This is a genomic window from Streptomyces sp. NPDC107517, assembly GCF_055582645.1.
In genome coordinates, this window is the sequence record NZ_JBVJPM010000004.1 from 556,333 (window position 1) to 581,427 (window position 25,095).

At 71.7% G+C, this 25,095-nt stretch carries 19 protein-coding genes; 9 read left to right on the forward strand and 10 right to left on the reverse strand.

The window, feature by feature from the left end; translation table 11 throughout:
* Positions 1-82 precede the first annotated feature (82 nt).
* On the reverse strand, positions 83-1,381 hold the full coding sequence (locus tag ACZ67T_RS13335; RefSeq protein ID WP_469983731.1) for an LCP family protein: 1,299 nt from the start codon (positions 1,379-1,381) through the stop codon (positions 83-85).
* Between the two features lie 118 nt (positions 1,382-1,499).
* On the opposite strand from ACZ67T_RS13335, the gene ACZ67T_RS13340 reads away from it, so the two are divergent.
* A complete protein-coding gene (locus ACZ67T_RS13340; RefSeq protein WP_100597952.1) occupies positions 1,500-2,048 on the forward strand; it encodes an acyl-CoA thioesterase in 549 nt (182 codons plus the stop codon).
* A gap of 23 nt (positions 2,049-2,071) precedes the next feature.
* On the opposite strand, the gene ACZ67T_RS13345 is transcribed toward ACZ67T_RS13340, so the two are convergent.
* Positions 2,072-3,547: an LCP family protein gene (locus tag ACZ67T_RS13345; protein ID WP_469983732.1), complete on the reverse strand. Its 1,476-nt coding sequence runs from the start codon at positions 3,545-3,547 to the stop codon at positions 2,072-2,074.
* A 126-nt stretch (positions 3,548-3,673) separates the two neighbouring features.
* Between ACZ67T_RS13345 and ACZ67T_RS13350 the strand changes: the two genes are divergently transcribed.
* On the forward strand, positions 3,674-4,702 hold the full coding sequence (locus tag ACZ67T_RS13350; RefSeq protein ID WP_469983733.1) for a glycosyltransferase family 2 protein: 1,029 nt from the start codon (positions 3,674-3,676) through the stop codon (positions 4,700-4,702).
* 57 nt (positions 4,703-4,759) lie between these two features.
* Here the strand turns inward: ACZ67T_RS13350 and ACZ67T_RS13355 are convergent, their stop codons facing one another.
* The 4 genes from ACZ67T_RS13355 to ACZ67T_RS13370 form a co-directional block, all read right to left on the reverse strand.
* On the reverse strand, positions 4,760-6,427 hold the full coding sequence (locus ACZ67T_RS13355) for an LCP family protein (protein ID WP_469983735.1): 1,668 nt from the start codon (positions 6,425-6,427) through the stop codon (positions 4,760-4,762).
* A gap of 80 nt (positions 6,428-6,507) precedes the next feature.
* Positions 6,508-8,241 (reverse strand): LCP family protein, encoded by a 1,734-nt coding sequence (locus ACZ67T_RS13360; protein WP_469983737.1) that lies wholly within the window; start codon positions 8,239-8,241, stop codon positions 6,508-6,510.
* Between the two features lie 226 nt (positions 8,242-8,467).
* Positions 8,468-9,775, reverse strand: coding sequence for an LCP family protein (locus ACZ67T_RS13365; protein ID WP_469983792.1), 1,308 nt, complete (start codon positions 9,773-9,775; stop codon positions 8,468-8,470).
* Positions 9,776-9,968: 193 nt separating this feature from the next.
* On the reverse strand, positions 9,969-10,724 hold the full coding sequence (locus tag ACZ67T_RS13370) for a TIGR03089 family protein (protein ID WP_469983738.1): 756 nt from the start codon (positions 10,722-10,724) through the stop codon (positions 9,969-9,971).
* A gap of 149 nt (positions 10,725-10,873) precedes the next feature.
* Here ACZ67T_RS13370 and ACZ67T_RS13375 point away from each other — a divergent pair, with 149 nt between their 5' ends.
* From ACZ67T_RS13375 to ACZ67T_RS13385, 3 genes are all read left to right on the forward strand, one after another.
* The gene (locus ACZ67T_RS13375; protein WP_469983740.1) at positions 10,874-12,343 is read left to right on the forward strand and encodes a peptidoglycan recognition protein family protein; all 1,470 of its coding nucleotides are present in this window, start codon (positions 10,874-10,876) and stop codon (positions 12,341-12,343) included.
* Positions 12,344-12,426: 83 nt separating this feature from the next.
* Positions 12,427-13,509 (forward strand): mannose-1-phosphate guanylyltransferase, encoded by a 1,083-nt coding sequence (manB, locus tag ACZ67T_RS13380; protein ID WP_469983741.1) that lies wholly within the window; start codon positions 12,427-12,429, stop codon positions 13,507-13,509.
* An 83-nt stretch (positions 13,510-13,592) separates the two neighbouring features.
* The gene (locus ACZ67T_RS13385) at positions 13,593-14,603 is read left to right on the forward strand and encodes a DNA-3-methyladenine glycosylase family protein (RefSeq protein WP_469983743.1); all 1,011 of its coding nucleotides are present in this window, start codon (positions 13,593-13,595) and stop codon (positions 14,601-14,603) included.
* An 8-nt stretch (positions 14,604-14,611) separates the two neighbouring features.
* On the opposite strand, the gene ACZ67T_RS13390 is transcribed toward ACZ67T_RS13385, so the two are convergent.
* From ACZ67T_RS13390 to ACZ67T_RS13400, 3 genes are read right to left on the reverse strand one after another with little or no spacing between them, the layout of a single operon-like run.
* Positions 14,612-15,910 (reverse strand): coenzyme F420-0:L-glutamate ligase, encoded by a 1,299-nt coding sequence (locus tag ACZ67T_RS13390; protein WP_469983744.1) that lies wholly within the window; start codon positions 15,908-15,910, stop codon positions 14,612-14,614.
* Entirely contained in the window at positions 15,907-16,866 is a 960-nt protein-coding gene (cofD, locus tag ACZ67T_RS13395; RefSeq protein WP_469983745.1) for a 2-phospho-L-lactate transferase, read from the reverse strand. The genes ACZ67T_RS13390 and cofD overlap by 4 nt, the downstream gene beginning before the upstream one ends.
* A gap of 33 nt (positions 16,867-16,899) precedes the next feature.
* Positions 16,900-17,403, reverse strand: a complete 504-nt coding sequence (locus tag ACZ67T_RS13400) for a cysteine dioxygenase (RefSeq protein ID WP_469983746.1) — start codon at positions 17,401-17,403, stop codon at positions 16,900-16,902.
* A gap of 713 nt (positions 17,404-18,116) precedes the next feature.
* On the opposite strand from ACZ67T_RS13400, the gene ACZ67T_RS13405 reads away from it, so the two are divergent.
* The 3 genes from ACZ67T_RS13405 to ACZ67T_RS13415 all read left to right on the forward strand — a co-directional run bounded on the left by ACZ67T_RS13405 (position 18,117) and on the right by ACZ67T_RS13415 (position 23,856).
* Complete coding sequence (locus tag ACZ67T_RS13405) at positions 18,117-18,380, forward strand: WhiB family transcriptional regulator (protein ID WP_093617031.1); 264 nt, start codon at positions 18,117-18,119, stop codon at positions 18,378-18,380.
* 278 nt (positions 18,381-18,658) lie between these two features.
* On the forward strand, positions 18,659-22,354 hold the full coding sequence (locus ACZ67T_RS13410) for a glycosyltransferase family 2 protein (RefSeq protein ID WP_469983747.1): 3,696 nt from the start codon (positions 18,659-18,661) through the stop codon (positions 22,352-22,354).
* On the forward strand, positions 22,351-23,856 hold the full coding sequence (locus ACZ67T_RS13415) for a DUF5719 family protein (RefSeq protein WP_469983748.1): 1,506 nt from the start codon (positions 22,351-22,353) through the stop codon (positions 23,854-23,856). The genes ACZ67T_RS13410 and ACZ67T_RS13415 overlap by 4 nt, the downstream gene beginning before the upstream one ends.
* Before the next feature lie 25 nt (positions 23,857-23,881).
* On the opposite strand, the gene ACZ67T_RS13420 is transcribed toward ACZ67T_RS13415, so the two are convergent.
* Positions 23,882-24,337, reverse strand: a complete 456-nt coding sequence (locus ACZ67T_RS13420; protein ID WP_469983793.1) for a metallopeptidase family protein — start codon at positions 24,335-24,337, stop codon at positions 23,882-23,884.
* A 322-nt stretch (positions 24,338-24,659) separates the two neighbouring features.
* Here ACZ67T_RS13420 and ACZ67T_RS13425 point away from each other — a divergent pair, with 322 nt between their 5' ends.
* Positions 24,660-25,034, forward strand: coding sequence for a DUF3499 domain-containing protein (locus ACZ67T_RS13425; RefSeq protein WP_375990161.1), 375 nt, complete (start codon positions 24,660-24,662; stop codon positions 25,032-25,034).
* The last annotated feature ends 61 nt before the right edge of the window (positions 25,035-25,095 follow it).

A 25,095-nucleotide genomic window follows, 5' to 3' on the forward strand; every position in this document is an offset into this window, starting at 1 on the left:
CGGAAAAGAACGGGGCAGCAGGCCCGAGCCGGACCTCCGCCTCGGGCCTGCTGCCCCGTTTCTTACGTCAGTTGCCCGACGGTCAGTTGCCCGACACCGTCACCGGCGCGTCGTCCTTCAGTTCGCCCACCAGCTGCTTGACCTTGGTCTTGTCCCAGACGAGGTTGCCGCCGACGGAGCCGGAGACCGGCATGTTCATCGACTTGCCGTCGCCGCCGGTGACGCCCTTCATGGCGAAGAACATCGAGCCCAGGTCCCACAGGCTCATGTCCTTGTCGACGACGAGCGAGTCGAGGCCCGCCCCCATCGTCGGGTAGAGCTTGAACGGGTTCAGGACCGTCGACGGGGTGGCCACCTGGTGGGCCAGCGCCGACAGGAACGCCTGCTGGTTCTTGGTGCGCTGGAGGTCGCTCGCCGCGAACGCGTGGCGCGTACGGACGAAGGCGAGGGCCTGCTGGCCGTTCAGCGTCTGCTTGCCCTTCTGGAAGTCGGCTCCGGACCACTTGTCCTTGAAGCCCTCCTTCAGGTTCATCTCGACGCCGCCGACCGCGTCCACGATCTTCGCGAAGCCGCCGAAGCCGATCTCCGCGTAGTGGTCGATGTGCAGCCCGGTGTTGAACTCGACGGTCCGCACGAGCAGTTCGGGGCCGTCCTCCGCGTAGGCGGCGTTGAGCTTCACCTGGCGGCCCTGGTTCGGGTAGAGCTTGCCGGAGTCCGAGCCCTTGTAGGACGGGATGGTGACGTTCGAGTCACGCGGCAGGGAGATCATCGTGCTGCCGTTGTCGCCGGTGTGCAGGATCATCATCGTGTCCGTGCGCTTGCCCTCGGCGGACCCGGTGTGCAGCTTCTTCTTCTCCTCGGCGGACATTCCGGCCCGGCTGTCCGTGCCGACGATGAGGTAGTTGGTGCCCTCGCCGGTCTCGGGCCGTTCGATGACCTTGGAGAGGTCGACGTCGCGGTGGAGCTTGGAGTCGGCCCAGAAGTATGTGCCTATGCTCACACCGAGGAACACGACGACGAGGGTGAGGACGGCCCACTTGATGCGCCGGCCCCAGCTCGGCCGCGGCCGCGGGGGCGCGTACCCGTCGGCCGGGTCGTTGTCGTTCGGTACGTAGCCGCCGCCGCGGCGCCCGCCGCCACCGCCGTAGACCTGGCCGGTGTTGTACCCGCTGTCGTACTGGTCGCCGTAGCCGTCGCCGTACGAGGGCTGCGGCGGCACCGTCGGCCGGGGCGGCGCGGAGCGGCGGGAGCCGCCGCCCTGCCCGCGCTGCACGTGCGGCATCGCGCGGGCGCCCTCGGGGCGCGCGCTGGCACTGCCGCGACCGTAACCGCGGTCGCCGCCGCCCTGACTCTCGCCCCAACCCTCTGGCCAATCATTCATGGCCCCAGTGTGCCGTCCGGTGCTGTGTGCCCCACAAGGGCGGGTGGGGAATCGGACCCGGGCTGTTGCAGAGCTGACACAAAGCAACCCGTGTCCTGCCCGGCATAAGGTGGAGGCCATGACAGACCAGGCCCGCGGCACGGAATCCGAAATTCCGGGTAAGCCGACCTCAGCTTCCCGTACGACGTTGTCGCACATCATGACCCATAACGACACCAATCTGCTCGGAACGGTACATGGTGGCGTGATCATGAAACTGGTCGACGACGCGGCGGGCGCCGTGGCGGGCCGGCACTCCGGCGGCCCCGCCGTCACCGCCTCCATGGACGAGATGGCCTTCCTGGAGCCGGTGCGCGTGGGCGACCTGGTCCATGTGAAGGCTCAGGTCAACTGGACGGGCCGGACCTCCATGGAGGTCGGGGTCCGGGTCCTCGCCGAGCGCTGGAACGAGTCGACGCCGGCGCAGCAGGTCGGCTCCGCCTACCTCGTGTTCGCCGCGGTCGACGGAGACGGCAAGCCGCGCTCGGTGCCGCCGGTCCTGCCGGAGAGCGAGCGCGACAAGCGGCGCTGCCAGGAGGCCCAGATCCGCCGCCAGCACCGGCTCGCGCGCCGCCGGGCGATCATGGAACTGCGGCAGCAGCGCGCGGCCGACGGCATCGAGGACTGAGCCCTTCCGGAGGCGGACCGGCGTCAGCCGCACACCACCTGGTCCCCGGTGACCGCCCCGAACTCGCCCTGGCGCGAGTCCTCGGCCCGCACCGCGCGCACGGCCTTGAAGTCCGGGCCGGCCAGCACCTTCAGTACCGCGCCCTGCCCCTTCACCGCCTGCAGCTGGGCCCCCGGCAACGCCGTCGCCAGCGCCCTCGCCGACTGGTCCCAGCGCGGGTCGTAGAGGATCACCGTGTGCTGGGCGGTGCGCTGCGCGGCGTTCATCGGCGTACCGCTCGTGCGGAACCCCGTCCCCCGCAGCCCCGCGTCCACCTTCCCGCCGAGCCCCGGCGTCATCGTGCCGTTCTCGACCTGGACGCGGATCTGCTGCGGGGCGACGCCGACGACCGTCTGCTCCTTCTTCTTCCTGTGGTGCACGGCGAGCGGCTTGTCCTCACGCAGCGCCTTGAACAGCTTCGCGGACTTCGCCGGGTCCCACTTCACCGTCGAGCCGATGCCCTTGACCGGGAAGCTGGCTTCGCTGATCGGCACGGTCGTGAACTCCGACGACGACGGGGAGAACCCCCGCATCGCCTGCCCGAGCTCGACCATCCGGTCCGTGCCGAACCCCTTGTCCGCGCGCACGGAGCTGAGCAGCGTGCGGGCCACGTCGCGGAATTTCACCGGGTTCAGGAGCACCCCGGACGACGTGGCCTTCGCGATGAGCGCGGCGAGGAAACGCTGCTGGCGCTGCATCCGGCCCAGGTCGCCCGCCCCGTCGGTGTGCCGGGCGCGCACGTACTGGAGGGCCTGGCCGCCGTCGAGCGTGTGCGTGCCGACGGCCATGTCGAGCCCGGTGTACGAGTCCTTGAGCGGATGCGCCGTGCAGATCTCGACGCCGCCGAGCACGTCCACCGTCTTCATGAAGCTGGTGAAGTCGACCTCCATATAGTGGTCGATCTTCACGCCGGTCATGTGCTCGACGGTGCGCACGGTCAGATGGGGCCCGCCCTCCGCGTACGCCGCGTTGAGCTTCACCGGGTGCTGGTGGTGCTGCTTGCCCGTCGTCTGGTCGGTGTGCTGGGGGATCTCGGCGTACGAGTCCCGGGGCAGGCTGACGATGCTCGCGCGGTCCTTGTCGGCGGAGAGGTGCACGATCATGATCGTGTCCGTGCAGTGACAGGGCGCACCTCCCAGCCGGTACTTCTTCCTCTCCGCCGGGGTGATCTTGTCGCGGCCGTCGGTGCCGACGAGCAGCACGTTCATCCCGTGGCCGCCGGAGGGGCGGTTCTTCATGTCCTTGAAGGGGTCGATGCGGTTGATGTCGTTGTCGAGCCCGGTGACGACCGCGTGCCCGATCCCGGCGGCCGCGAGCACCGTGACCGAGACCGTCGTCGCCACCCGCATGGCCCACCGCGGCTTCCTCCTCCGTACGGGGGCAGGCACGGGGGGACGATGGCGCTCCTGCCGTGGGGGACGCGGCGGGCGTGCGGGGGAACGGGTCGGCGGAGTGGGCACGTGGGGACACCTCCGAGAAGGTGGGCGTGGGATCGCGAGCACCAGAGGCCCATACGATCTCCTGCCCGCGGCTGTGACCACGGCGGCGCGCGCCGGTGTCCCCCATTAGCGGTAACGTGACGCCTGATGAACGCGAATTCCGACAAGCAGCTTCCGCCCGTATCGGTGATCATGCCCGTCCTCAACGAGGAGCGGCACCTGCGCGGAGCCGTCGAGGCGATCCTGGCGCAGGAGTACGGCGGCGAGATGGAGGTCGTGGTCGCGCTCGGCCCGTCCTCGGACCGCACGGACGAGATCGCCGCGGAACTCGTCCGCGAGGACCCCAGGGTCCACACCGTGGCGAACCCCACGGGCCGCACGCCCGCGGCGCTGAACGCCGCGATCGAGGCGTCCCGCCACCCCATCGTGGTGCGCGTCGACGGGCACGGCATGCTCTCGCCGAACTACATCGCGACGGCCGTCCGGCTCCTCGAGGAGACCGGCGCGCAGAACGTCGGCGGCATCATGCACGCCGAGGGCGAGAACGACTGGGAGCACGCGGTCGCCGCCGCCATGACGTCGAAGATCGGCGTCGGGAACGCGGCCTTCCACACGGGCGGCGAGGCCCAGCAGGCCGAGACCGTGTTCCTGGGTGTCTTCCGGCGCGAGGCGCTGGAGCAGCAGGGCGGCTACAACGTGGAGTTCATCCGCGCCCAGGACTGGGAGCTGAACTTCCGCATCCGCGAGGCCGGCGGCCTGATCTGGTTCTCGCCCGAGCTCAAGGTCTCGTACCGGCCGCGGCCCAGCATGAAGGCGCTCGCCAAGCAGTACAAGGACTACGGCCGCTGGCGCCACGTCGTCGCCCGCTACCACGAGGGCTCGATCAACCTGCGCTACCTCGCGCCGCCGGCCGCCGTGTGCGCGATCGCCGCGGGTCTGGTCGTGGGCGCCCTCGCGACGCCGTGGGGCTTCGTGATCCCGGGCGGCTACCTGGCGGCCATCACGGCCGGTTCGGTGCCGGCCGGCAAGGGGCTGCCGCTGAAGGCGCGCCTGCAGATCCCGGTCGCGCTCGCCACGATGCACATGTCGTGGGGCTGGGGCTTCCTGACCAGCCCGGGCTCCCTCGCGAAGAAGGTCATCGCGTCGCGCCGCCCCGCGGTGCTCAGCGAGGCGTGAGCCTCACGTCCGCTCTCTCCGGGGCCGAGCCGCTCGGCCCCGGAGCTTTGGCCCCTGTCACCAGGTGAAGTTCCTGTTCACCTTCATGCAGGCCTTCTTGTCCGACCCGTTGAGCGCGAGCGCGGTGTCCGGGGTGGTGTCGTCGTCCTGCGAGGACTTCGGGTAGCTGTTCCCCTCCCGCCAGTCGTCGCCCACGATGAGCGTCACCCCTGAGACGTCGGTCGACTGCTTCACCGAACTCAGCGGAATACCAAGGGACTTGGCGACCCGCTGGGCATCGCCCTCCAGGTCGACGCTCGGGAAGCGGATGACCGTCTTCTCCTCGCTCAGCGACGCCGACTGGTCGGCGGACGCCTTGGTGAAGCCCTTCGTGGTCAGGATCTGAGACACCGTGCTCGCCCGGCCCGGCGCCGCGGGCAGCTCCGCCGTCCGCGTGCCGTTCTGCACCTGCACCGCGATCTTGCCGTCGGGCGCCGCCGGGTCGTCCGACTCCTTGGGCGGCGCCTTCTTCTTGTCCTTGCCGTCCAGGGCCACGTCCTCGCGTACCAGCCGGAACAGCTTCTCCGCGTCGCCCGGCTTCGGGGCCACGCGCGCGCCCACGTACACGAACGGCATCGTCGTCATGGTGATGCGATCCGGCGCGGGCTTCTTCAGCTCGTTGCTGAGGTCGTAGAGCTTCTTGACCGTGTCGAGGCCCTCGTCGACGCGGAGCGCCTTGGTGGCCTCCTCGGCGAGGGAGCGCAGCTTGCCGGGGTTGGTGATGGTGGCGTTCTCCCGCATCTGGCGCACCATCGAGTTCATGTACATGTGCTGCGCCTTGGTACGGGCGATGTCGCTGCCGTCCTCGAAGCCGTAGCGCGTACGCAGCCACTGCAGGGCCTGCTCGCCCTTGACCGGGTGTGTGCCCTTCGCCAGCTTCAGGCCCGAGCCGTGGCCCTCGCTGTCCTTGGAGTAGATGTTGGCGTCCACGCACACCGGTACGCCGCCGATGGCGTCCGCCATGGAGACCACGCCCGCGAAGTCGACCATCATGAAGTGGTCGATGTGGATGCCGGTCAGCAGTTCCCAGGTGGCCACCGTGCAGCCGGGGCCGCCGCGGCCGAGCGACTCGTTCGTCATCTGCCGCCCCACCGTGGCCGGGTACTCCCTGCCCGTCTTCGGGTCGGTGCACTTCGGCAGCTGGAGCAGCGTGTCGCGCGGCATGCTCACCACCGACATGTTGGTGCGGTCCGCGGAGAGGTGGACCAGCATCTGCACGTCCGCGAGCGGTACGCCGCCGAAGGTCTCCTTGGCGCCGCCGAGCTTCTGGTTGGCCTTGGAGTCCCGCGCGTCCGAGCCGATCAGCAGGATGTTCAGCGGGGTCTGGCCCGCCGCGTTCGGCGTCGGCTTCGCCGCCCGGTGCTCTCCGATGTTGAGCTTGTCCGTCTTGATGTTGCTGTTGAGGTGCTCGTACCAGAGATAGCCCGCTCCCGCGGCACCGAGTATCAGTACGGCGAGAGTGATCGAGAACCAGCGCAGTATCCGGTGTTTGCGTCGCCGCGGGCGCGCGTCGCCGTGCCGGGGCCCGCGCGGCCTGTCGCCGTCACCCTGCCCTTTGCCCCGCGTCCGTCCGCCCTCGGGCCCCCCGGCCTCGTGCGGACCGGCGCCCCGGCCCGGATCACCCGAGCCGACCGGCTGACGGACCTGCGCTCGTGGCCCGTCCCCCCGCACACTGCTCTGCCTCATGCCCCACCCCTCCCGCCCCGGCCTACACCTCGGCCGCCCCGATCCTGTCTGTTAGACAGTCAAGAGGCGGCCGAGGTTGGTCACTTGGCGCACACAGTCTTGTCCGCTGTCGCCTTCTGGATGTCCGCCGGAGCCTTCGTCGGGGCGGCGATGGGTGTCCCGGCCTCCTTGAAGTCGGCTCCGAGAGTCAGGATCATCGCCGGCAGACCCTGGTCGTTCTTCTCGCTCTTGCCGGGCTTCATGGCGGACGAGGGCAGCCCCATGATGTCGGCGAGCTTGCGGGCCTGGTCGGCCTGGTCCGGCGCGTACTCGAGCGTCGTCTTCGACAGCTTCTTCGGCGCGTTGCCCAGCTGGCTCGACTTGAGGACGCCCTCGTTGTTCTGCAGCCACGTCAGCGTCGCCTGCGCGGCGCCGACGGTCTCGCTGCCGTTGTAGATGTCGACCCGGACCTCGGAGGCGTCGGCGCGGGAGCCCTTGAGCAGCGCGTCCTGCTTCGACTTGGCGGCCTTCTTGTCCTTCGCCACCTCGGTCAGGGAGACGTCGTCCTGGATCATCGCGAACAGCGGGTCCGCCTTGGCCGGGTTGACGACGACCGTCGCGTGGACCTTCTCGGCGGGGTTGTCTATCACGGGCAGCGTGGTGAAGGTGATGTTCTTCGGCGGCACCTTCTTCAGCTCCAGCGCCACGTCCTTGAGCTCGGTGAGGCTTCCTATGCCGGTGTCCACCGTCAGCGCCTTGGTCGCCGCCTCGGCCAGGCCCGACAGCTTGCTCGGGCTGGTGAGCGTGTCACTGGAGCTCATCTTGCGCATCAGCGAACCGAGGAACTGCTGCTGCTGCTGGATGCGGTCCAGGTCGCCCTGGTTGCCGAAGCTGTGCCGGGTGCGCACGAACGCGAGGGCCTGCTCGCCCTGCACGGTGTGCTTGCCCTTGGAGAGCTTCAGATGAGAGTCGGGGTCGTCGACGTCCTTGGCGAGACAGATGTCCACACCGCCGACCGCCGTCGTCAGCGTCTTGACGGCGTTGAAGTCGGCCATCATGAAGTGGTCGGGCTGAACTCCCGTGATTTCCTTGACCGTTGCCATCGTGCAGCCCGCGTCCCTGCCGCTCTGGCCGAGGCTGGTGTTGAAGCGGATGTCGGGCGTTCCGGGGATCGTCTTCTCCACCCCGTTTTCCCTCACCTTGCAGTCCGGGATGTCGGTGATGAGGTCGCGCGGGATGCTCAACGCGGTGGCGTTCGAACGGTCCTTGGCCACATGCAGCAGGATGTTGGTGTCCGCGTGGCCGACGCTGTTCTTGTCGCCGTAGCCCGCGTTCCCCTTGCCGGTGCGCTTGTCCGTGCCGATCAGCAGGATGTTGAACGCCTCGTCCTTGCTGAAGCCGTTCTTCGCGCCGACGACGTCCTGCTTGTCGATGTTGCCGTCGAGGTGGCGCAGATAGAGATACGCCCCGCCCGCGCCGGCCACCAGGACGAAGGCCATGACGCCGCCCGTCCACAGGAGCGCTTTCTTGCCCTTGGACTTCTTCTTGGTCTTGGACCGGCGCCTGCCGGCCGGTTCCGGCTGCGGGGCCCGCCGCCTGCGCTGGCCGGGCACCTCGCGGCTGTCCTGTTCCTCTCGGGACCTGCCGTTCTGCCGGGTCTGCCCGGTCTGTCCCTGTCGCCCGGTGGGGCGTTGGGGAGACCTGCGAGGTCCGGGTACGGCCGACTGCCCAGAGGAAGGGGTCAGTCGCAGTTCGTAATCGCCGGTGTTCGGGTTGAGTACCCACTGGTCTGCGGGGTCGATGTTGTCCGCCCGCCCACGGCCTTGCGCGTCCACGGTTGTCTGCATCCTCCGTCGGGGCCACGCGGCGCCTTGTCCCCCTCAAGAAGGCGCTCGGTCAGTCGGTAAGCAGTGCGCGACCGTCGTTGGCCGGGTGCACCGGATCGCTCACACTATCCGCCCAGTTCAGCGTCGAGCGACGGCGGTGACAAATTGCACTTCCCTACAACTGGGCAATCCGTCCTATTTCTTTGGACGTGATGCGAACCCCTTGGGTATCGCTTTACCCGCAGGCGTCCTGAGCGGCTGTGTTGCCGCGGAACGTGGGGGCGGGAGTGGGCGATGAACCGGGTGACGAACCGGACAACCCGGGCGGCGCGAAGGAGGTGCCGGGCTTCTCGGCGCTCCGGCCGGCGACGCTCTTCCCGTCGTCGAATCCGTCGTGCTCGTACGCCCTGTTGTCCGTGTCCGAGGTGTCCGTGCCCGTGGTGCCCGTGCCGGACCCGTCGGAGGAACTCTGGGCGGTGCTCTTCCGGGGTGCCTTCTTGGCGACCGCCACGGGGGCGTCGGTGCGCAGTTGCGTGAAGAGCTGCTCGGCGGCGGGCTGGACGAGCTGGTCGCGGTTGGCGTTGTAGACGTAGCTGCGCCGCGGCACCGTCAGGAATTGGACATGTTCGGTCGGAATGTCCCGGATGCCGCGTACGAGGTTGTAGAGGCCGCGCAGACTGGCGAGCCCGGGGTCCGTGGTGAGGGACGAGGTGGCCGCGTCGAGCACGGGGTACAGCTTCGTCGGGTTGAGCAGCACCCGGTTGCTCTGCACTTTGTTGACCAGGGCGCCGAGGAACTGCTGCTGGCGGTCCATCCGGTCGGTGTCGCTGCCGTTGCCGAGGCTCTTGCGGGCCCGCACGAAGCCGAGCGCCTGCTCGCCGTCGAGGGTCTGCTTTCCCGCGGGCAGCTTGAGACGCGCGGCGCGGTCGTTCATGGGTTCCTTGAGGCACACCTCGACGCCGTCGACGGCCTCGACCATGTCCTTGAACCCGCTGAAGTCGACGACCATGTGGTGGTTGATGCGGATGCCGGTGAGCTTCTCGACCGTACGGATCGTGCAGGCCGAACCGCCTTGCTCGAAGGCGTAGTTGAACATCGAGAACATGGGGTCGGTGCGGGCTCCGCCGTGGGCGCGGCAGCTCGGTACGTCGACCATCAGGTCGCGGGGCAGCGAGACCGCGATGGCGCGTTTGTGGTCGGCGGATATGTGCAGCAGGATCGTCGTGTCCGAGCGCTGGGTGCCCGAGTCACGGCCGTACTTGCGGTTGTCGGCGCCGGACCGTGAGTCGGAACCGATCAGCAGGATGTTCTGCGCGCCGGCCACGAGCGAGGTGGGCCGCTCCTTCTCGTAGCGGGCGAGCTCGGCGGCCGCGTCGGTGTCCTCGGTGATGTTCCCCTGGAGCTTCTCGTAGACCGCCCAGCCGGCGCCGCCCGCGGCGAGCACCGCCGCGCCGACACCGATCGCCGTGTACCGCAGCCAGCGCTTGTGCCGCCGGACCGTGCCCGCCCCCGTGGGGGACGAGCCCGCGCCCGGCCCGTGCATGACCGGCCCCGCCGCGTCGTCACCGGGGTGCTGCGGTTCCGGGGGCGTGCCTGCGGAATCGGTCACGTGAGTCCACCCCTCATGGCGACGGAGGTGCGCAGGTGCGCCCCTTCGACCATCGCCCGGCGCGGCGCCCGGGGCCCGGCGGCCCAGGGGTGGACGGGGCCGAACGGGTGACGTCGGCCCGGGTGTCTCAGCGCGCGGTCGCCGAGACCCGCTCGTTCTCCACCCGCTTGGCCAGGGACTCCTCGTCCAGGCCGTCGAGGTGGCGGCACAGGACGACGGAACCGCCGGTGGCGAGCGGCGCGTAAAGACCCGCGCTCAGGCCGTGCCAGGTGTCGTACGGGAGTCCCGACAGCAGGCGCGAGCCGGGGCCCGTCAGGCCGAGGTCCGTGGCGTCGGCCCGCGCCTTCTCGACGACCTCGGCGCCGGTGAACTCGGCCCCCGCGACGACGAGCGCGGGCTCCTCCGGGTCCACGGGTGCGAACGGGGCGAAGCGGTCACCCTGCCCCGGCACCTCGACCGCGTAGTCGACGAAGCCCTCCGGCGGCTGCGGGAAGCGGCCGCCGAGGGGACGCAGCGCGAGCGCCACCCGTTCCCCGGAGCAGGCGCGCGCCCTGTCCAGGGAGTCGGGGCCGCTGACGACGATGTCGGCGGCGGCCGGGTCGCCGCCGACATCGGCGACGACTCCGACGGACGCGCACGCGAGCAGCCAGACGGCGCTCTGCCAGTGCGCGGGCAGCAGCAGCGCGAGCCGGTCGCCGGGCTGTGCGGCGAGGTCACCCTGGAGGAGATTGGCCGTCTTGGCCACCCAGTTGGCGAAGGTGGCCACGGACAGTTCGACGCGTTCGCCCGTGGCGTCGTCATAGAAAGTCACCAGTGGGCGTCCTGGATCGGCGGCGAGCGCGGATCGCAGCAGGTCGGCGGGGGTGCGGTCGGTGGCGTTCACGGGCGCAAGGGTACGCGGGGCGCGGGGCGGCGTGGGGCCGACCGGGGGAACCACGACGCCGTGTCGGCCCGATGTGCCGTCAATTCCCCTGTCCACCAATGACACTTCCCGATGGACAGATATGTACCACTATGTCCACGATCATTGGCATGCGTGGATTCCTCACTTCCTCGATCGGCGTCGCGTCCGCGGCAGCCCTCACCCTTCCGCTCGCCCTGTCCTTCGGAGCCGGGGCAGCCACGACCCCTTCGGCCGCCAGAGCCCTGACCGCCGAAGCCGTGTCCGGCAGCACCCAGTCGCTCCCCCTGGCCGTCCTGCCCCGCGACCGCGGCCTGCGCGCCCCGGGCGAACAGGGTCTGACCCAGCGTGATGTGCACCCCTTCTCGCTCGTCGGTGTCATCTGGAAAGACCCGGCCGCCGTGCTGGAGGGCAGCGTCCAGGTGCGTACGCGCGCCACGGGCACCGCCCGCTGGTCCGGCTGGCAGGACCTGGAGACCCACAACGGCGACCATGCCCCCGACCCCGGCACGGCCGAGCACGACTCGGGCCGGCTGCGCGGAGCCACCGCCCCGCTGTGGGTCGGCGCGTCCGACGGCGTCGAGGTGCGCGTGCGGCCCAAGGCGGCCCCGGCACACCGGGCCGCCGGATCCTCCGCGAACTCCGCGAACTCCGCGAACTCCGCGAACTCCGCGAACTCCGCGAACTCCGCGAACTCCGCGAACTCCGCGAACTCCGCGAACTCCGCCGCGCAGGCCCCTCTGCCCAAGGGCCTGCGCCTCGAACTGATCGACCCCGGACAGGAGCCCCCGCCCGTCGGCGAGCCCGTGCCCGGCGGCGCCCCCGCCGACGGCCCCCGCTCCGGCGTGCTGACCGCCGAGACCGCCGCCGCCTCCGCCGTCAACGCCGACCTGGCCCCCCTCGGCGCCGACGTCATCCCCGCCCTCAACAAGAAGCAGACCGAGAACGAGCTCATCGAGGCCCGCGGCGGCGAGCCCGACGCGAAGGTCCGCCCCTACATCGGCCCGCGCCCGAGCATCGTCACGCGCAAGGGCTGGGGCGCCGACGAGACGCTGCGCGAGAGCAACTTCAGCTACACCTCGAAGGTCAAGGCGGCCTTCGTGCACCACAGCGCCACGGGCAACAACTACACGTGCTCGCAAGCCCCTTCACTCATCCGCGGCATCTACCGCTACCACGTGAAGAGCCTGGGCTGGCGCGACATCGGCTACAACTTCCTCGTCGACAAGTGCGGCAAGATCTACGAGGGCCGCGCCGGCGGTGTGGCGAAGCCGGTCATGGGCGCCCACACCCTCGGGTTCAACACGAACAGCATGGGAGTCGCGGTCCTCGGCACCTTCGAGTCCTCGAACCCGCCGGCCGCCGCGGTGGACGCCCTCGCCCGCCTGACGGCCTGGAAGCTTGGTCTCTACGAGGTCAATCCGAGCGGTAAGACATATCTCACGTCAGCCGGTGGCAATCTGTACCCCAAGGGAAAGAGCGTACGACTGAACGCGATCTCGGGGCACCGGGACGGCTACGCGACCGAGTGCCCGGGGAGCCGCCTCTACGACAAGCTCGGCACCGCACGGTCCACATCGGCCAGTCTCCAGGGCCGCTGACGCCCGGCCGCACCGCACAGTCTGCATACACTGGCCGGCCGAAAGGCAGTTCGACCGGCCCCAGCAGGAAGCAGAGACGACAGGTGACAGAAGCGATCCTCCTGGTCGGCGGCAAGGGCACCCGACTGCGACCGCTCACCGTGAACACACCCAAGCCGATGGTCCCGGCGGCGGGCGTCCCGTTCCTCACCCATCAGCTGGCCCGGGCAAGAGCGGCGGGCGTCGAGCACATCGTGCTCGCCACCTCGTATCTCGCCGAGGTCTTCGAGCCGTACTTCGGTGACGGCTCACGCCTCGGACTGCATCTGGAGTACGTCACCGAGGAGGAGCCCCTCGGCACCGGCGGCGCGATCCGCAACGTCGCGTCGCGGCTCCACTCGGGACCCGACGATCCGGTCCTGATCTTCAACGGGGACATCCTCACCGGCCTCGACATCCGCGCCCTGGTGGACGAGCACGAGACCACCGGCGCGGACGTCTCACTGCATCTGTCCCGGGTCGAGGACCCGCGGGCGTTCGGCCTGGTCCCCACGGACGCGACGGGCCGGGTCCAGGCGTTCCTGGAGAAGCCCCAGACGCCCGAGGAGATCGTCACCGACCAGATCAACGCGGGCGCCTACGTGTTCCGCCGCTCGGTCATCGACACGATCCCCACGGGCCGTCCCGTCTCGGTGGAACGCGAGACGTTCCCCGGCCTGCTGGCGTCCGGCGCCCACCTGCAGGGCATGGTCGACTCCACGTACTGGCTGGACCTGGGCACCCCCCAGGCCTTCGTGCGCGGCTCCGCCGACCTCGTCCTCGGCCGCGCGCCGTCCCCGGCCGTCCCCGGCCGGCGCGGCGACAGCCTCACACTGCCCACCGCCTCGGTCGCCCCCGGTGCGAAGCTCACGGACGGCACGGTCGTCTGCGAGAACGCGACCGTCGGCGAGGGCGCCCGCATCTCGGGCAGCGCGGTCCTCGCCGGCGCGACGGTCGAGGCGGGCGCGGTCGTCACCGACTCCCTGATCGGCCGCGGCGCCCACGTGGGCGCCCGCACGGTCCTGACGGGCGTGGTGATTGGCGACGGCGCGACGGTCGGCCCGGACAACGAACTCCGGTCGGGCGTACGGGTGTGGTGCGACGCCCGGATCCCGGCGGCGGCGGTGCGCTTCTCCTCGGACCAGTAGGGGGCTTCTCCTCGGACCGGTAGGGGCCGGCGAGCCCGACCGCCTACGCTGCAAGCAGCAGCCCACCACCCGACGAGGACCCCTTGGCCGGCCGATACGCCCCTCGCCCCACGCGCACCACGGTGCGCGGCGGCGAGACCGTCGTGCCCAAGGCCGTCCTGCCGCGCCCGGCGACCGCGGCGCAGAGCCGCCGCTGGACGCCCAAGGGCCCGTTCGACCTGGGCCTGACCCTGGGACCGCTGCGCCGGGGACCCGCCGACCCCGCCTTCCGCGTCACACCGGACGGCTCGGTCTGGCGGGCCACCCGCACGCCCGAGGGCCCCGGCACCCTGCGCGTGGCCCTGCGCGGCGGCGTCGCCGAAGCGGAGGCGTGGGGCCCGGGCGCGACCTGGCTCCTTTCCCAACTCCCGCAACTTCTGGGCGAGTTGGACGAACCCGAGGCGTTCGAGCCCCGTCACCGGCTTCTCGCCCACGCCCACCACTACCGGCCGGGCCTGCGCCTGCTGCGTACGGGCCTGGTCATGGAATCGCTGATCCCGTCGATCCTGGAACAGAAGATCACGACGGAGGAGGCGTACCGCGCCTGGCGGATCCTGCTGCGCACGTACGGCACCCCGGCGCCCGGCCCCACCGCCGGGCTCGGCCTCCACGTCATGCCGGAACCCCGTACCTGGTCGCTCATCCCGTCCTGGGAGTGGCACCGCGCGGGCGTGGACAACAAGCGGGCCTCGACCGTCCTGCGGGCCGTCAAGGTGGCCCGCCGCATGGAGGAGGCCGCGGCGATGACCCCGGCCGACGCCCGCGCCCGCCTCGAACTGATCCCCGGCATCGGCCCCTGGACCTCCGCCGAGACGGTCCAGCGCAGCAACGGGGCCGCCGACGCCGTGACGACCGGCGACGTCCATCTGCCCGGCATCGTCGGCTACGCGCTCGCCGGCAACCGCGACGCGGACGACGCGGAGATGCTGCGGCTCCTCGCCCCGTACGAGGAGCAGGGCCAACGCCACCGCGCGGCCCGCCTCATCCTCCTCAGCGGCCGCACACCCCCGCGCAGACAGCCGAAGATGCGCCGCACGAACATCGCCGACTGGTAGCCGCTCTGCTAGCGCACGACCACGAAGTCACCGGCGTCGCGCGCCGGGCGCTCCGCGGGCGCGACGGCCGCGTGCCCCACGGCCACGGCGCCCATCGGGTCCCACTCCTGCGGAAGGCCGAGCACCTCGCGCACGACATCGCGGCAGAACATCGTCGACGACACCCACGCGGAGCCGAGCCGCTCACCGGCGAGCGCGACCAGGAAGTTCTGCACGCCCGCGCCGGCCGCGACCACGAACATCTCCCGTTCGGCGGCGTCCCGGCGCGCGTGCCCGTACGTGTGCGACCCGTCCATCACCATGCACGGCACGACCAGATACGGCGCCTGGCGCAGCACGTCACCGCGGCGCACACGCTTGGCGACGGACTCCTCGCTCTTGCCGTCGCGCCGCAGGTCCTCGATCCAAGCGTCCCGCATCGCGTCGAGCAGCCGCACGCGCGACTCCTCGGACTCCAGGAGCACGAACCGCCACGGCGTCGTGTGGTGCGGGGCGGGCGCCGTCACGGCCGCGGCGACCGCGCGCCGCACGGCTCCCGGGTCGACCGGCTCGTCCGTGAAGGCCCGCACCGTACGCCGCTGGGTCACGGCCTCCCGTACAGCCTCGGACGTGCCGAGCCGGAACATGTCGTCCCGCGCCACGCGCACCAGCTCGCGGGCGCCGGTGCCCTCGCCCACCATGTGCGCGAGCCCGCGCACGACGGCGACGGGCAGCCCGGCCGCCTTGCCCTTGACCAGGTCCCCGGCGGCGGCCAGCTCGTCCGCCGTGGCGACGACCGTGGCGCTGAGGGGATTGCCGTACGCGTCCGTGCCGCCGCGCAGGTCGTCGAGGACGTGCACGCCCGCGGCGCCGATGGCGACATCGGTCAGGCCGTTGCGCCAGGGGCGGCCGAAGGTGTCCGTCACGACGACCCCGACCTCCACGCCGAGCACGTCCCGCAGCCCGTCCCGGATCGCCGCGGCCGACGCGTCGGGGTCCTCGGGCAGCAGCAGCACCGTGCCCGCGGGCGTGTTCGACGCGTCGACGCCGGCCGCGGCCATGACCAGGCCCAGCTTGTTCTCGACGATGCGCAGGGTGCCGCGGCGCGCGACGACCCGTACGGTCTCGGCGTCTATGGCCGCCTCGCGGTCGGTGGCCTCGACGATCCGGCCCTCGGCCTTGCTGACGATCTTCGAAGTGACCAGGAGGACGTCCCCGTCGACGAGGCCGGGCTCGGCGGTGGCGATCAGCTTGGCGAGGTCGTCGCCCTCGCGGACCTCGGGGATGCCGGGGAGCGCCCAGGCACGGAAGGAGGGAGCGTCACTCACGCGCGGACCTCCTCCGCGAGCGTGAGCGCCTCGCGCGCCATCTGCGTCGTGGCGTCCAGGTCGGACATCATCAGCGGCACCGCGCGGCAGCGGATGCCCGCCGACTCGACGCGCTCCACCGCGCCCGCGTCCACCGTGTCGACGAGCCATCCGTCGAGCAGCCCCGACCCGTAGTGCTCGGCGACCGCGGCGGCCGTCGAGTCGACACCCACGGCGGCGAGGACCTTGTCGGCCATGCCGCGCACGGGCGCGTCCCCGACGATGGGCGACAGGCCGACAACGGGCACACCGGCTTCGGCGATGGCCTCGCGGATGCCCGGCACGGCGAGGATGGTCCCGACGCTGACGACGGGGTTGGACGGCGGGAAGAGGATGACGTCCGCCTCGGCGATGGCCTCCAGGACACCCGGAGCGGGCTTGGCCTGCTCGGCGCCGACGGGCACCACGGCGTGCGCGTCCACGGAGGCCCGCAGCTTCACCCAGTACTCCTGGAAGTGCACGGCCCTGCGCTCCCCGTCGAGGGTCACCGCCACATGCGTCTCGACGCGGTCGTCGGACATCGGGATGAGCCGCACGCCGGGCTTCCAGCGCTCGCACAGCGCCTCGGTGACCGCGCTGAGCGGATAGCCGGCGCCCAGCATCTGCGTACGGACGATGTGGGTCGCGAAGTCCCGGTCGCCGAGACCGAACCACTCGGGCCCCACCCCGTAGGCGGCCAGCTCCTCCTTGACCAGATACGTCTCGTCCGTACGTCCCCAGCCCTGCTCCTCGTTGATGCCGCCGCCGAGCGTGTACATCACCGTGTCGAGGTCCGGACAGACCTTCAGGCCGAAGAGATGGATGTCGTCCCCGGTGTTGCCGATGACCGTGATGACCGCGTCGTCCGGCGCCGCCTGCTTGAGACCGCGAAGGAACCGGGCACCACCGATGCCGCCTGCCAGAACCACAATGCGCATGTGCCCAGCATCGCAGGCGGGTACGACACTTCGTCAGGCGGTCACGGCATCCTGCGTGGCGTCGCTGACGCAGCGGGGGGCGTGCATGGGCATCTCGGTGAGCCCCGGGTAGTACACGTGGAGGCTGACTGCGGGCTCCAGCGCGTCGTTGAGGACCTCGTGGACGTAGCCGGGGGCGAAGACGCGCTGTGCGCCGGGCGCGAGAGTACGGGCGCCGCGCTCCGAACGCTCCGTCAGCTCGCCCTGGAGGACGGTCAGTATGCCGGAGGAGCGGCCGTGGTCGTGCAGCCCGCTGCCCTGCCCGGGCACCCAGGACAGCAGCCAGACCTCGTAGCCGGGGCCGGTCTGCAGGCGGTGGTACCAGCGGCTGGCGGCGTCGTATTCGACGAGGTGTTCCCACCGGCCGCGGTCGGCCGCGATGGAGCGCGCCAGTCCGGCGAACTCGGCGACGGTGGCCGGGTGCTCGCGCGCGGGCTGGAGCAGGTGGGGTACTTCGAGGATGTCGCCGGCGATCTGCAGGTCGCTGTCACTGTTCATGGGTACGGGGGGCTCCTCGGAGGAGTGCGGGGTGCGGTGTGCTGGGGGGTGTCGCTGGACGGCGCCCGGCACGGATGAACCGCCGGGGGAGTGGAGCGCGGTGGAGCGAGGGGATTCAGCCGGAGCGCGGTGGGCTCAACAGCTGGGACAGCAACAGCAACAGCGCGCGTGGGCAGCACCGAGGGACCCGGGGCGGGTCACGGAAAGCGCCAAGTTCGCGAGCATGCCCACCAGGACACCGGTTCATTCCTCCCCTGTCAACCGAGTGTCCGGATTGTGGGATATGTTTCACCTCATCCGGTTGTCGCGCCAGGCGAAAGGTTTGTTCAGCTTCCGGCCGGGACACATGGCGCATCAACCGGGCGCACAAACGCCGTCGCGCTCCCGTGATCCGAATGTGATCCGGAACGCTCCGGCGCCGCTCCCGGAACGAGATCGACGCCCCAGGCGTCCTCCCTTGCAGAGGCCCGCGCGAGGTCTGCCGGAGCTCCGGGGGGAGCGGTGTCCGGGATGGGCCCCTGGCAAGTGTCAAGGTTTATGCCGATATGAACACTTTCCGCATAGCCTTGGTTCCGCAGAGTGAATAAGGGACCCAATAGCAGATCTCGGCTTGACTGGCCCGGATCGGCACACTTGTAATTTCACTCGTGTCGTTCAGCCGAAAACGGTGACGGCAGCATCACGGGGACGCACGGACGGACGAGGGGCGCACTATGACCGAGTCGTTTCAGCAACTGCTGGTCGAGGACGCGGAAGAGGAACTCGGCTGGCAGGAGCGCGCACTGTGCGCCCAGACCGACCCCGAGTCGTTCTTCCCGGAGAAGGGCGGCTCCACCCGGGAGGCCAAGAAGGTCTGCCTCGCCTGCGAGGTCAGGTCCGAGTGCCTCGAGTACGCACTGGCCAACGACGAGCGGTTCGGCATCTGGGGCGGCCTCTCCGAGCGGGAGCGGCGCCGCCTGAAGAAGGCCGCCGTCTGACCCGCTGTCGGAGCGGCGGTCCGAAACAACGAGAACGACAGGTCTCGGCGAGGACCGCAGCAGGATCCACTGAGCACCGCCCCGAGGACCGCAATAAGGACGCTGTCCGAAGACTCTTTTCCGCGTAGCGATCGGCCCGTCGCCCTGGGTTGTCCACAGGGGGCGGGCCGCCGTTGTTGTCAGCCGTTAGTGTGGGGCCCCGTCCGAGACGACCCGGCGCCCCCTCTCGCAGGGCGCAGGCGTCCACCGCAGTCCAACGAACCGGGGCCCGTACCTCGATGTCCGTGCACAGCCATTCGGCAGGCCAATTCGACACTGCCGCAGCCGCGTTCAACCCGGGGCACGCCGCAGGGCCAGACCCGACCCGGCCACCCGAGTTCCCCAGACATGTCGTCACCGCCGTGCTCGTCTCCCACGACGGAGCGCGCTGGCTGCCCGACGTCCTGTCAGGGCTGCTCGGCCAGGAGCGCCCCGTACAGAACGCCGTAGCCGCCGACACCGGCAGCGCGGACGCCTCCGCCACGCTGATCGCCGACGCGATCGGTGACGAGCGCGTTCTCCACCTGGCCCGGCGCACCGGCTTCGGCCAGGCCGTCGACGAAGCGGCGCGCACCGCGGGAGTGCTGACTCCCGAGGAGCTGCCGTACCTCAAGCGCCCGAGCGGCTGGGACCCCGTCAGCCGCACCTGGCGCGACGACGCCTACGACATGCCGGAACTCCCGCACGGCGAGCCCGAGCAGTGGCTGTGGCTCCTGCACGACGACTGCGCGCCCGAGCCCGACGCGCTCGCCGAACTCCTGCGCGTCGTCGAGAACGAGCGCGAGGCCGGCAACGAGGTCGCCGTCGTCGGCCCCAAACTCCGCGGCTGGTACGACCGTCGGCAGCTCCTCGAGGTCGGTGTCTCCATCGCCAACTCGGGGCGCCGCTGGACCGGCCTCGACCGCCGCGAGCAGGACCAGGGGCAGCACGACTACGTGCGGCCCGTCCTGTCCGTGTCCACCGCCGGCATGCTGATCCGGCGCGATGTGTTCGAAGAGCTCGGCGGGTTCGACCGCAGACTGCCCCTGATGCGCGACGACGTCGACCTGTGCTGGCGTGCCCAGGCCGCCGGCCACCGCGTCGTCATCGCCCCCGACGCCGTCGTCCGGCACGCGGAGGCCTCCTCGCGCGAGCGCCGCACCGTCGACTGCGTGGGCCGCACGGCGACATCCCCGCACAAGGTCGACAAGGCCGGCGCCGTCTACACCCTGCTCGTCAACGCCCGTACGGCCGTGCTGCCCTGGGTGCTTCTGCGCCTCGTCATCGGCACGCTCGTGCGCACCCTCGCGTACCTCGTCGGCAAGGTTCCCGGCCAGGCGCTCGACGAGATCACCGGACTCCTCGGCACCCTGCTGCGGCCCGAGCGGATCCTCGCGGCCCGCCGCAGGCGCGGCAGGGGAGCGGTCGACGCCAAGGAGCTGCGGCCGCTCTTCCCGCCGCCGGGCGCCACGGTCCGGCTCACCGTCGAGCAGGTCGCGGGCAGCGTCTTCGGTGCGTCCGACCCCGAGATCAACGCCGCGGGACGGCACGGCAGCGCCGTCGAGTCCGGCCCCGGCGGCGACGACGCGGACTTCCTGGAGATCGAGCAGTTCGCCCGCCTCAAGCGCATCGCCCGCAAGCCGGGACCGATGCTCTTCGTAGTGCTGCTGTTCGTCTCGCTCATCGCCTGCCGCGCGCTGCTCGGCGGCGGGGCGCTCGCGGGCGGCGCGCTGCTGCCCGCCCCGGGTGACGCGTCCGCCCTGTGGTCGCGCTATCTCGACGGCTGGCACCCGGCCGGCACGGGCGGCACGCAGTCCGCGCCGCCGTACCTGGCGGTCGTCGCCGCGTTCTCCACGCTCCTGTTCGGCTCGACCGGACTCGCCGTCACCGTGCTCCTCGTCTGCTCGGTGCCGCTCGCCGGCTTCACCGCCTACTTCGCCTCACGCCCCCTGGTCACCTCGCGCCTGCTGCGGGCGTGGGCCTCGGTCGCCTACGCCTTCCTGCCCGCCGCCACCGGCGCCCTCGCCGGAGGCCGGATCGGCACCGCGGTCCTGGCGATCCTGCTGCCGCTCATCGCGCGCGCGGGGTTGTCCGCCGGCGGCTTGATGAATCAGGCGGGGGCGCGCGGCAGCTGGCGCGCAACCTGGGCGTACGCCCTCCTGCTGACCGTCACGACGGCCTTCACGCCCATCGTGTGGCCGATCGCGCTCGTCCTCGGCATCGCGCTCCTCGCGCTCCGCCGCGCCGACATCACCGCGTACGGGCTCCGCTTCCTGGCCGCGCTCGGCACCCCGCTCCTGATCCTCGCGCCGTGGTCCCTGACGCTGCTTCCGTTCGGCTTCTTCAAGGAGGCGGGCCTCCCGTACGGCAAGGGGGCGGCGTCCGCGCTCGGCCTGCTCGGCGCCTCGCCGGGCGGCTCCGGCACCCTCGGCGGACTGCTGCTCATCGGCATCGTCCTCGCCGGGCTCGCCGCGCTCCTGCGCACCGAGCGCCGCCCCGCCGTCCTCACCGCCTGGGCGATCGCCCTGGTGGCGCTCGTCTTCGCGGCCCTGTCGAACAGCTCGGCCTGGGCCGGGCCCGCGACCCTCGTCTACGGCATCGCCCTCCTCGCCGCCGCCGTGCTCGGCGCCGACGGAGCACGCTCGCGTGTGGCCGAGCAGAGCTTCGGCTGGCGGCAGCCGGTGGCGGCCCTCATCGCGTTCGCCGCGGTGGCCGGACCGCTCCTGGCCGCGGCCGGCTGGATGATCCGCGGCGCTGACGGCCCCCTGGAGCGCCGCGACCCCACCCAGGTGCCCGCGTTCGTCGCCGAGGAGAGCGACACCCAGGATCAGGCCCGCACCCTCGTCATGGACAGCGATTCGGCCGCCAAGGTGTCGTACTCGCTGGTGCGCGGCGCCGGCGCGCGCCTGGGTGACGCCGAACTGACCGAGGCGGGCGGCAGCAACAAGAAGCTCGACAAGGTGGTCGCCAACCTCGTCGCCGGCTCCGGCGCCGACCAGGCCGACCAGCTGGGCGGCTTCGCCGTGCGCTACGTCCTCGTACGCGCGGGCGCGCCCCGGCAGATGAGCCGCGTACTCGACTCCACGCCCGGCCTGTCCCGGCTCAGCCAGCAGGACGGTACCGCCCTGTGGCGCGTGGACCGGCAGGTCTCGCGCGCCGCCATCGTGTCCGGGTCCGACGAGCCGCAGCCCGTCGCCGCGGGCCCCGTCGAACTGCACACGAAGATCCCCGAGGGCAAGGCCGGCCGCGTCCTGCGCATCGCCGACACGGCCGACGAGGGCTGGACGGCGACGCTGGACGGCGCGCCCCTGACGAAGACGACCGTCGACGGCTGGGCGCAGGGCTTCGAACTGCCGGCCACGGGCGGCCGCCTGGACGTCACGTTCGACGCGCCGATCTCGCACGCGGCCTGGCTGTGGGCGCAGGGCGCGCTCGCCCTCGTCCTCGTGGTGCTGGCCCTGCCGGGCCGGCGCAGGGACGTGGACGACGACCTTCCCGAGGAGCCCGTCGTGCCCGCGCAGGCCGTCGAGGGCGAGGGCCGCAGAGCCCGCCGCCTGCGCGCCCAGGCGGAGGCCGAACAGGCCGCGGCCGAGGGCACGGACGACGCGGTACCGCCGCCGCCTTCGGAGGAGGAGCTCGCCGCGGCCGGTGTGCCGCAGCAACCGTCGTACGGCGAGTGGGACAGCCCCGCGTACGCGCCCGCCGACCACGGCCAGTACGCCGAGGGCGACCAGCAGCAGTACCAGGGCGGCCCCTACCAGGGCACGTACGACCAGACCCAGCAGGTTGACCCGTATCAGGCGGACCCGTACCAGGCCGGCCAGTACGACCCGTACGCCTACGGGGGCACGTACGACGCCCAGCAGCAGTACGGGCAGCAGGCCTACGACCCGTACGAGCAGCCGCAGCCGCCGCACGGCACCGACAGTGAGCGCCCCGACGGGAGCCAGCAGTGAACCGCACCACCCTGTCCCTGATCGCCGCGGCCGGGGCCCTCGCCGCCGTCACCGGCTTCGCGGCGGCCACCGCGCCCGGCAGCGGCGACGGCGACTCCACGACGGCGGCCGCACGGCTGCCGGTGGAGCGCTCCAGCCTGCTGTGCCCCGCGCCGAGCACGTCGGACCTCGCCGAGACCGAGTACACGTCGTACACGCCTGTCTCGAAGGAGTCGGGGAGTTCCGGCAAGGCCGCCCTGTCGCCCGCCACGCGCGAGCTGTCGGACAGCACGGAGGACGGCAAGAGCAAGGGCAAGGCGGACAAGCCCGTGCTGTCCCCGCTGAAGCCGGGCAAGCCCGTCGCGGGTGATTCGTCGGGTGCCGAGTCGCCCGCTCTCGTGGGCAGCGCGGACGGGAATCTCGCGCCCGGCTGGACCGTGCAGCAGACGACGGGGGTGGCCGCCGGCACCGGCCGCGGCCTCCTCGGGGTGAACTGCTCGGCGCCCGACACCGACTTCTGGTTCCCGGGCGCCTCCACCGCCAAGGAGCGCAGCGACTACATCCACCTCACGAACCCGGACGACTCGGCCGCGGTCGTCGACGTCCAGCTGTACGGCGCGAACGGCGCCATCAAGTCCGACGTGGGCGAGGGCATCCAGGTCCAGCCGCACTCCAGCGTGCCGGTCCTGCTGTCCACCCTCACCGACAAGCCGCAGACGAACGTCACGCTCCATGTGACGGCCCGCAGCGGCCGGGTCGCCGCCGTCGTCCTCGCCGCGGACGACAAGCTCGGCGGCGACTGGCTGCCGGCGTCCGCGGACCCCGCGGACACGGTCGTGCTGCCCGGCATCCCGAAGGACGCCACGAGCGTGCGCCTGGTCGCCTTCGCCCCCGGCGACAACGACGCGGACCTGAAGGTCCAGCTGGCCTCACCGACCGGCCGCATCAGCCCGGCCGGGCACGAGAGCCTGCACGTGAAGTCGGGGATGACGGCCGCCGTCGACCTCGGCGACATCACGCGCGGCGAGGCCGGCTCCCTGCTCCTGACGCCCACGGGCGACCCGGCCCCGGTCGTGGCCGCCCTGCGCGTCGTGCGCGGCAAGGGCGACGACCAGGAGACGGCGTTCATCCCGGCGACCCGGCCCGTCGGCGCGCGGGCGACCGTCGCCGACAACCGCGCGAAGGGCTCGACGCTGTCGCTGACGACCCCTGGCGCGGCGGGCACGGTCAAGGTGACGGCGTCGGCGGGCACCGAGGGCGGGACCCCGGTCTCGAAGACGTACACCGTGAAGGGCGGTACGACGACGTCCGTGCAGCCGCCGGTCCCGGCCGGGCTCAAGGGGGTGTACGCGCTGACGGTGGAGCAGGTGTCGGGCGGGGACGTCTACGGCTCGCGGATGCTGGACGTGCCCGACCGGGACGTCCCGGGAGTCCCGATGTTCACGGTCCAGACGCTCCCGGACGACCGGGGGACGGTCTCGGTGCCGCACGCGGACCAGGACCTGTCGGTACTGCAGAAGTGACCGAGGAGCGGCCCGGTCCGCCGGGTCACTCCTCGTCGCCGTAGCGCGGATCCACCGTCTCCGGGGACAGGCCGAGGAGCTCGGCGACCTGCTCGACCACGACCTCGTGCACCAGGGCCGCGCGCTCGTCGCGGCCCTTGGTGCGGATCTCGACCGGGCGGCGGTAGACGACCACGCGCGCGGGGCGCCCCTCGCGCGCGGCGATCGTGCCGCCCAGGGGTACCGCCTCGTCGCTCCAGCCCTCGCCGGCCGGGCCGACCGCGGGCACTTCGAGGATCAGGAAATCGATGTCGGCCAGCTGCGGGAGGCGTCGCTCGAGCCGTTCCACGGAGTCCTGTACCAGATCGGCGAACCCCTCGGCCCGGCTCGCGGAGAGCGGCACCTGAGGAGGGGCGACGGGCCCGCGCATGCCCCTGCCGTGCCGGTCGCGGCGGCGGGGAGGCTTCGGCTCTGCTGCAGGGGGCGGTACGGGGTTCTCCATCACTGACGCAGCGTAGACCTCCCGCCGACGCACCTGCCCGCGCCGGCCCGCACGGAACGGTCATGTCGCTTCCTGACCGATCAAGCCAAACTTGGGCGCGATTCCGCGTCCCTCCCGGACCGGTGGCCTCGCGGCTCCTGTCGGTATTTGCCCCGAGTGGTGACCGCGTTCCCCATGGCCGCGGGGCGCACCGCCCCCGGTCCGCGCAGGTCAGCGGCGCGCTCCCGGAGCTCCGTGTGCGCCGCTGCGCACCACGACACGGTGGGGTGACCTCCCGGGGAGTCGTCGCGGCCCGCTCAAGAGTGCGGTACCGTCCAACGCTGTGAGCCCTGTACGTCGCTGTTCGCGCACCGCTTGCGGCCGTCCCGCCGTCGCGACGCTGACGTACGTCTACGCCGACTCGACCGCGGTCCTCGGCCCCCTCGCCACCTACGCCGAACCCCACTGCTACGACCTGTGCGCCGAGCACTCCGAGCGCCTCACCGCCCCGCGCGGGTGGGAGGTCGTCCGGCTCGCCGACAGCTCCGGCCCCTCGCGCCCCAGCGGCGACGATCTGGAAGCCCTGGCCAACGCGGTGCGCGAGGCGGCCCGCCCGCAGGAGCGCGCGGCCGAGGCGGGCGGCGGCCCCCGCACGGCGGACCCGATGGAGGTCGCGCGCCGCGGCCATCTTCGGGTGCTGCGCTCGCCGGACAACTGAGCCGGACGACTGAGCCGGACGCCGCCCGGCAGCCGGGTCGGCGGCCGCATTCGGACTTCGG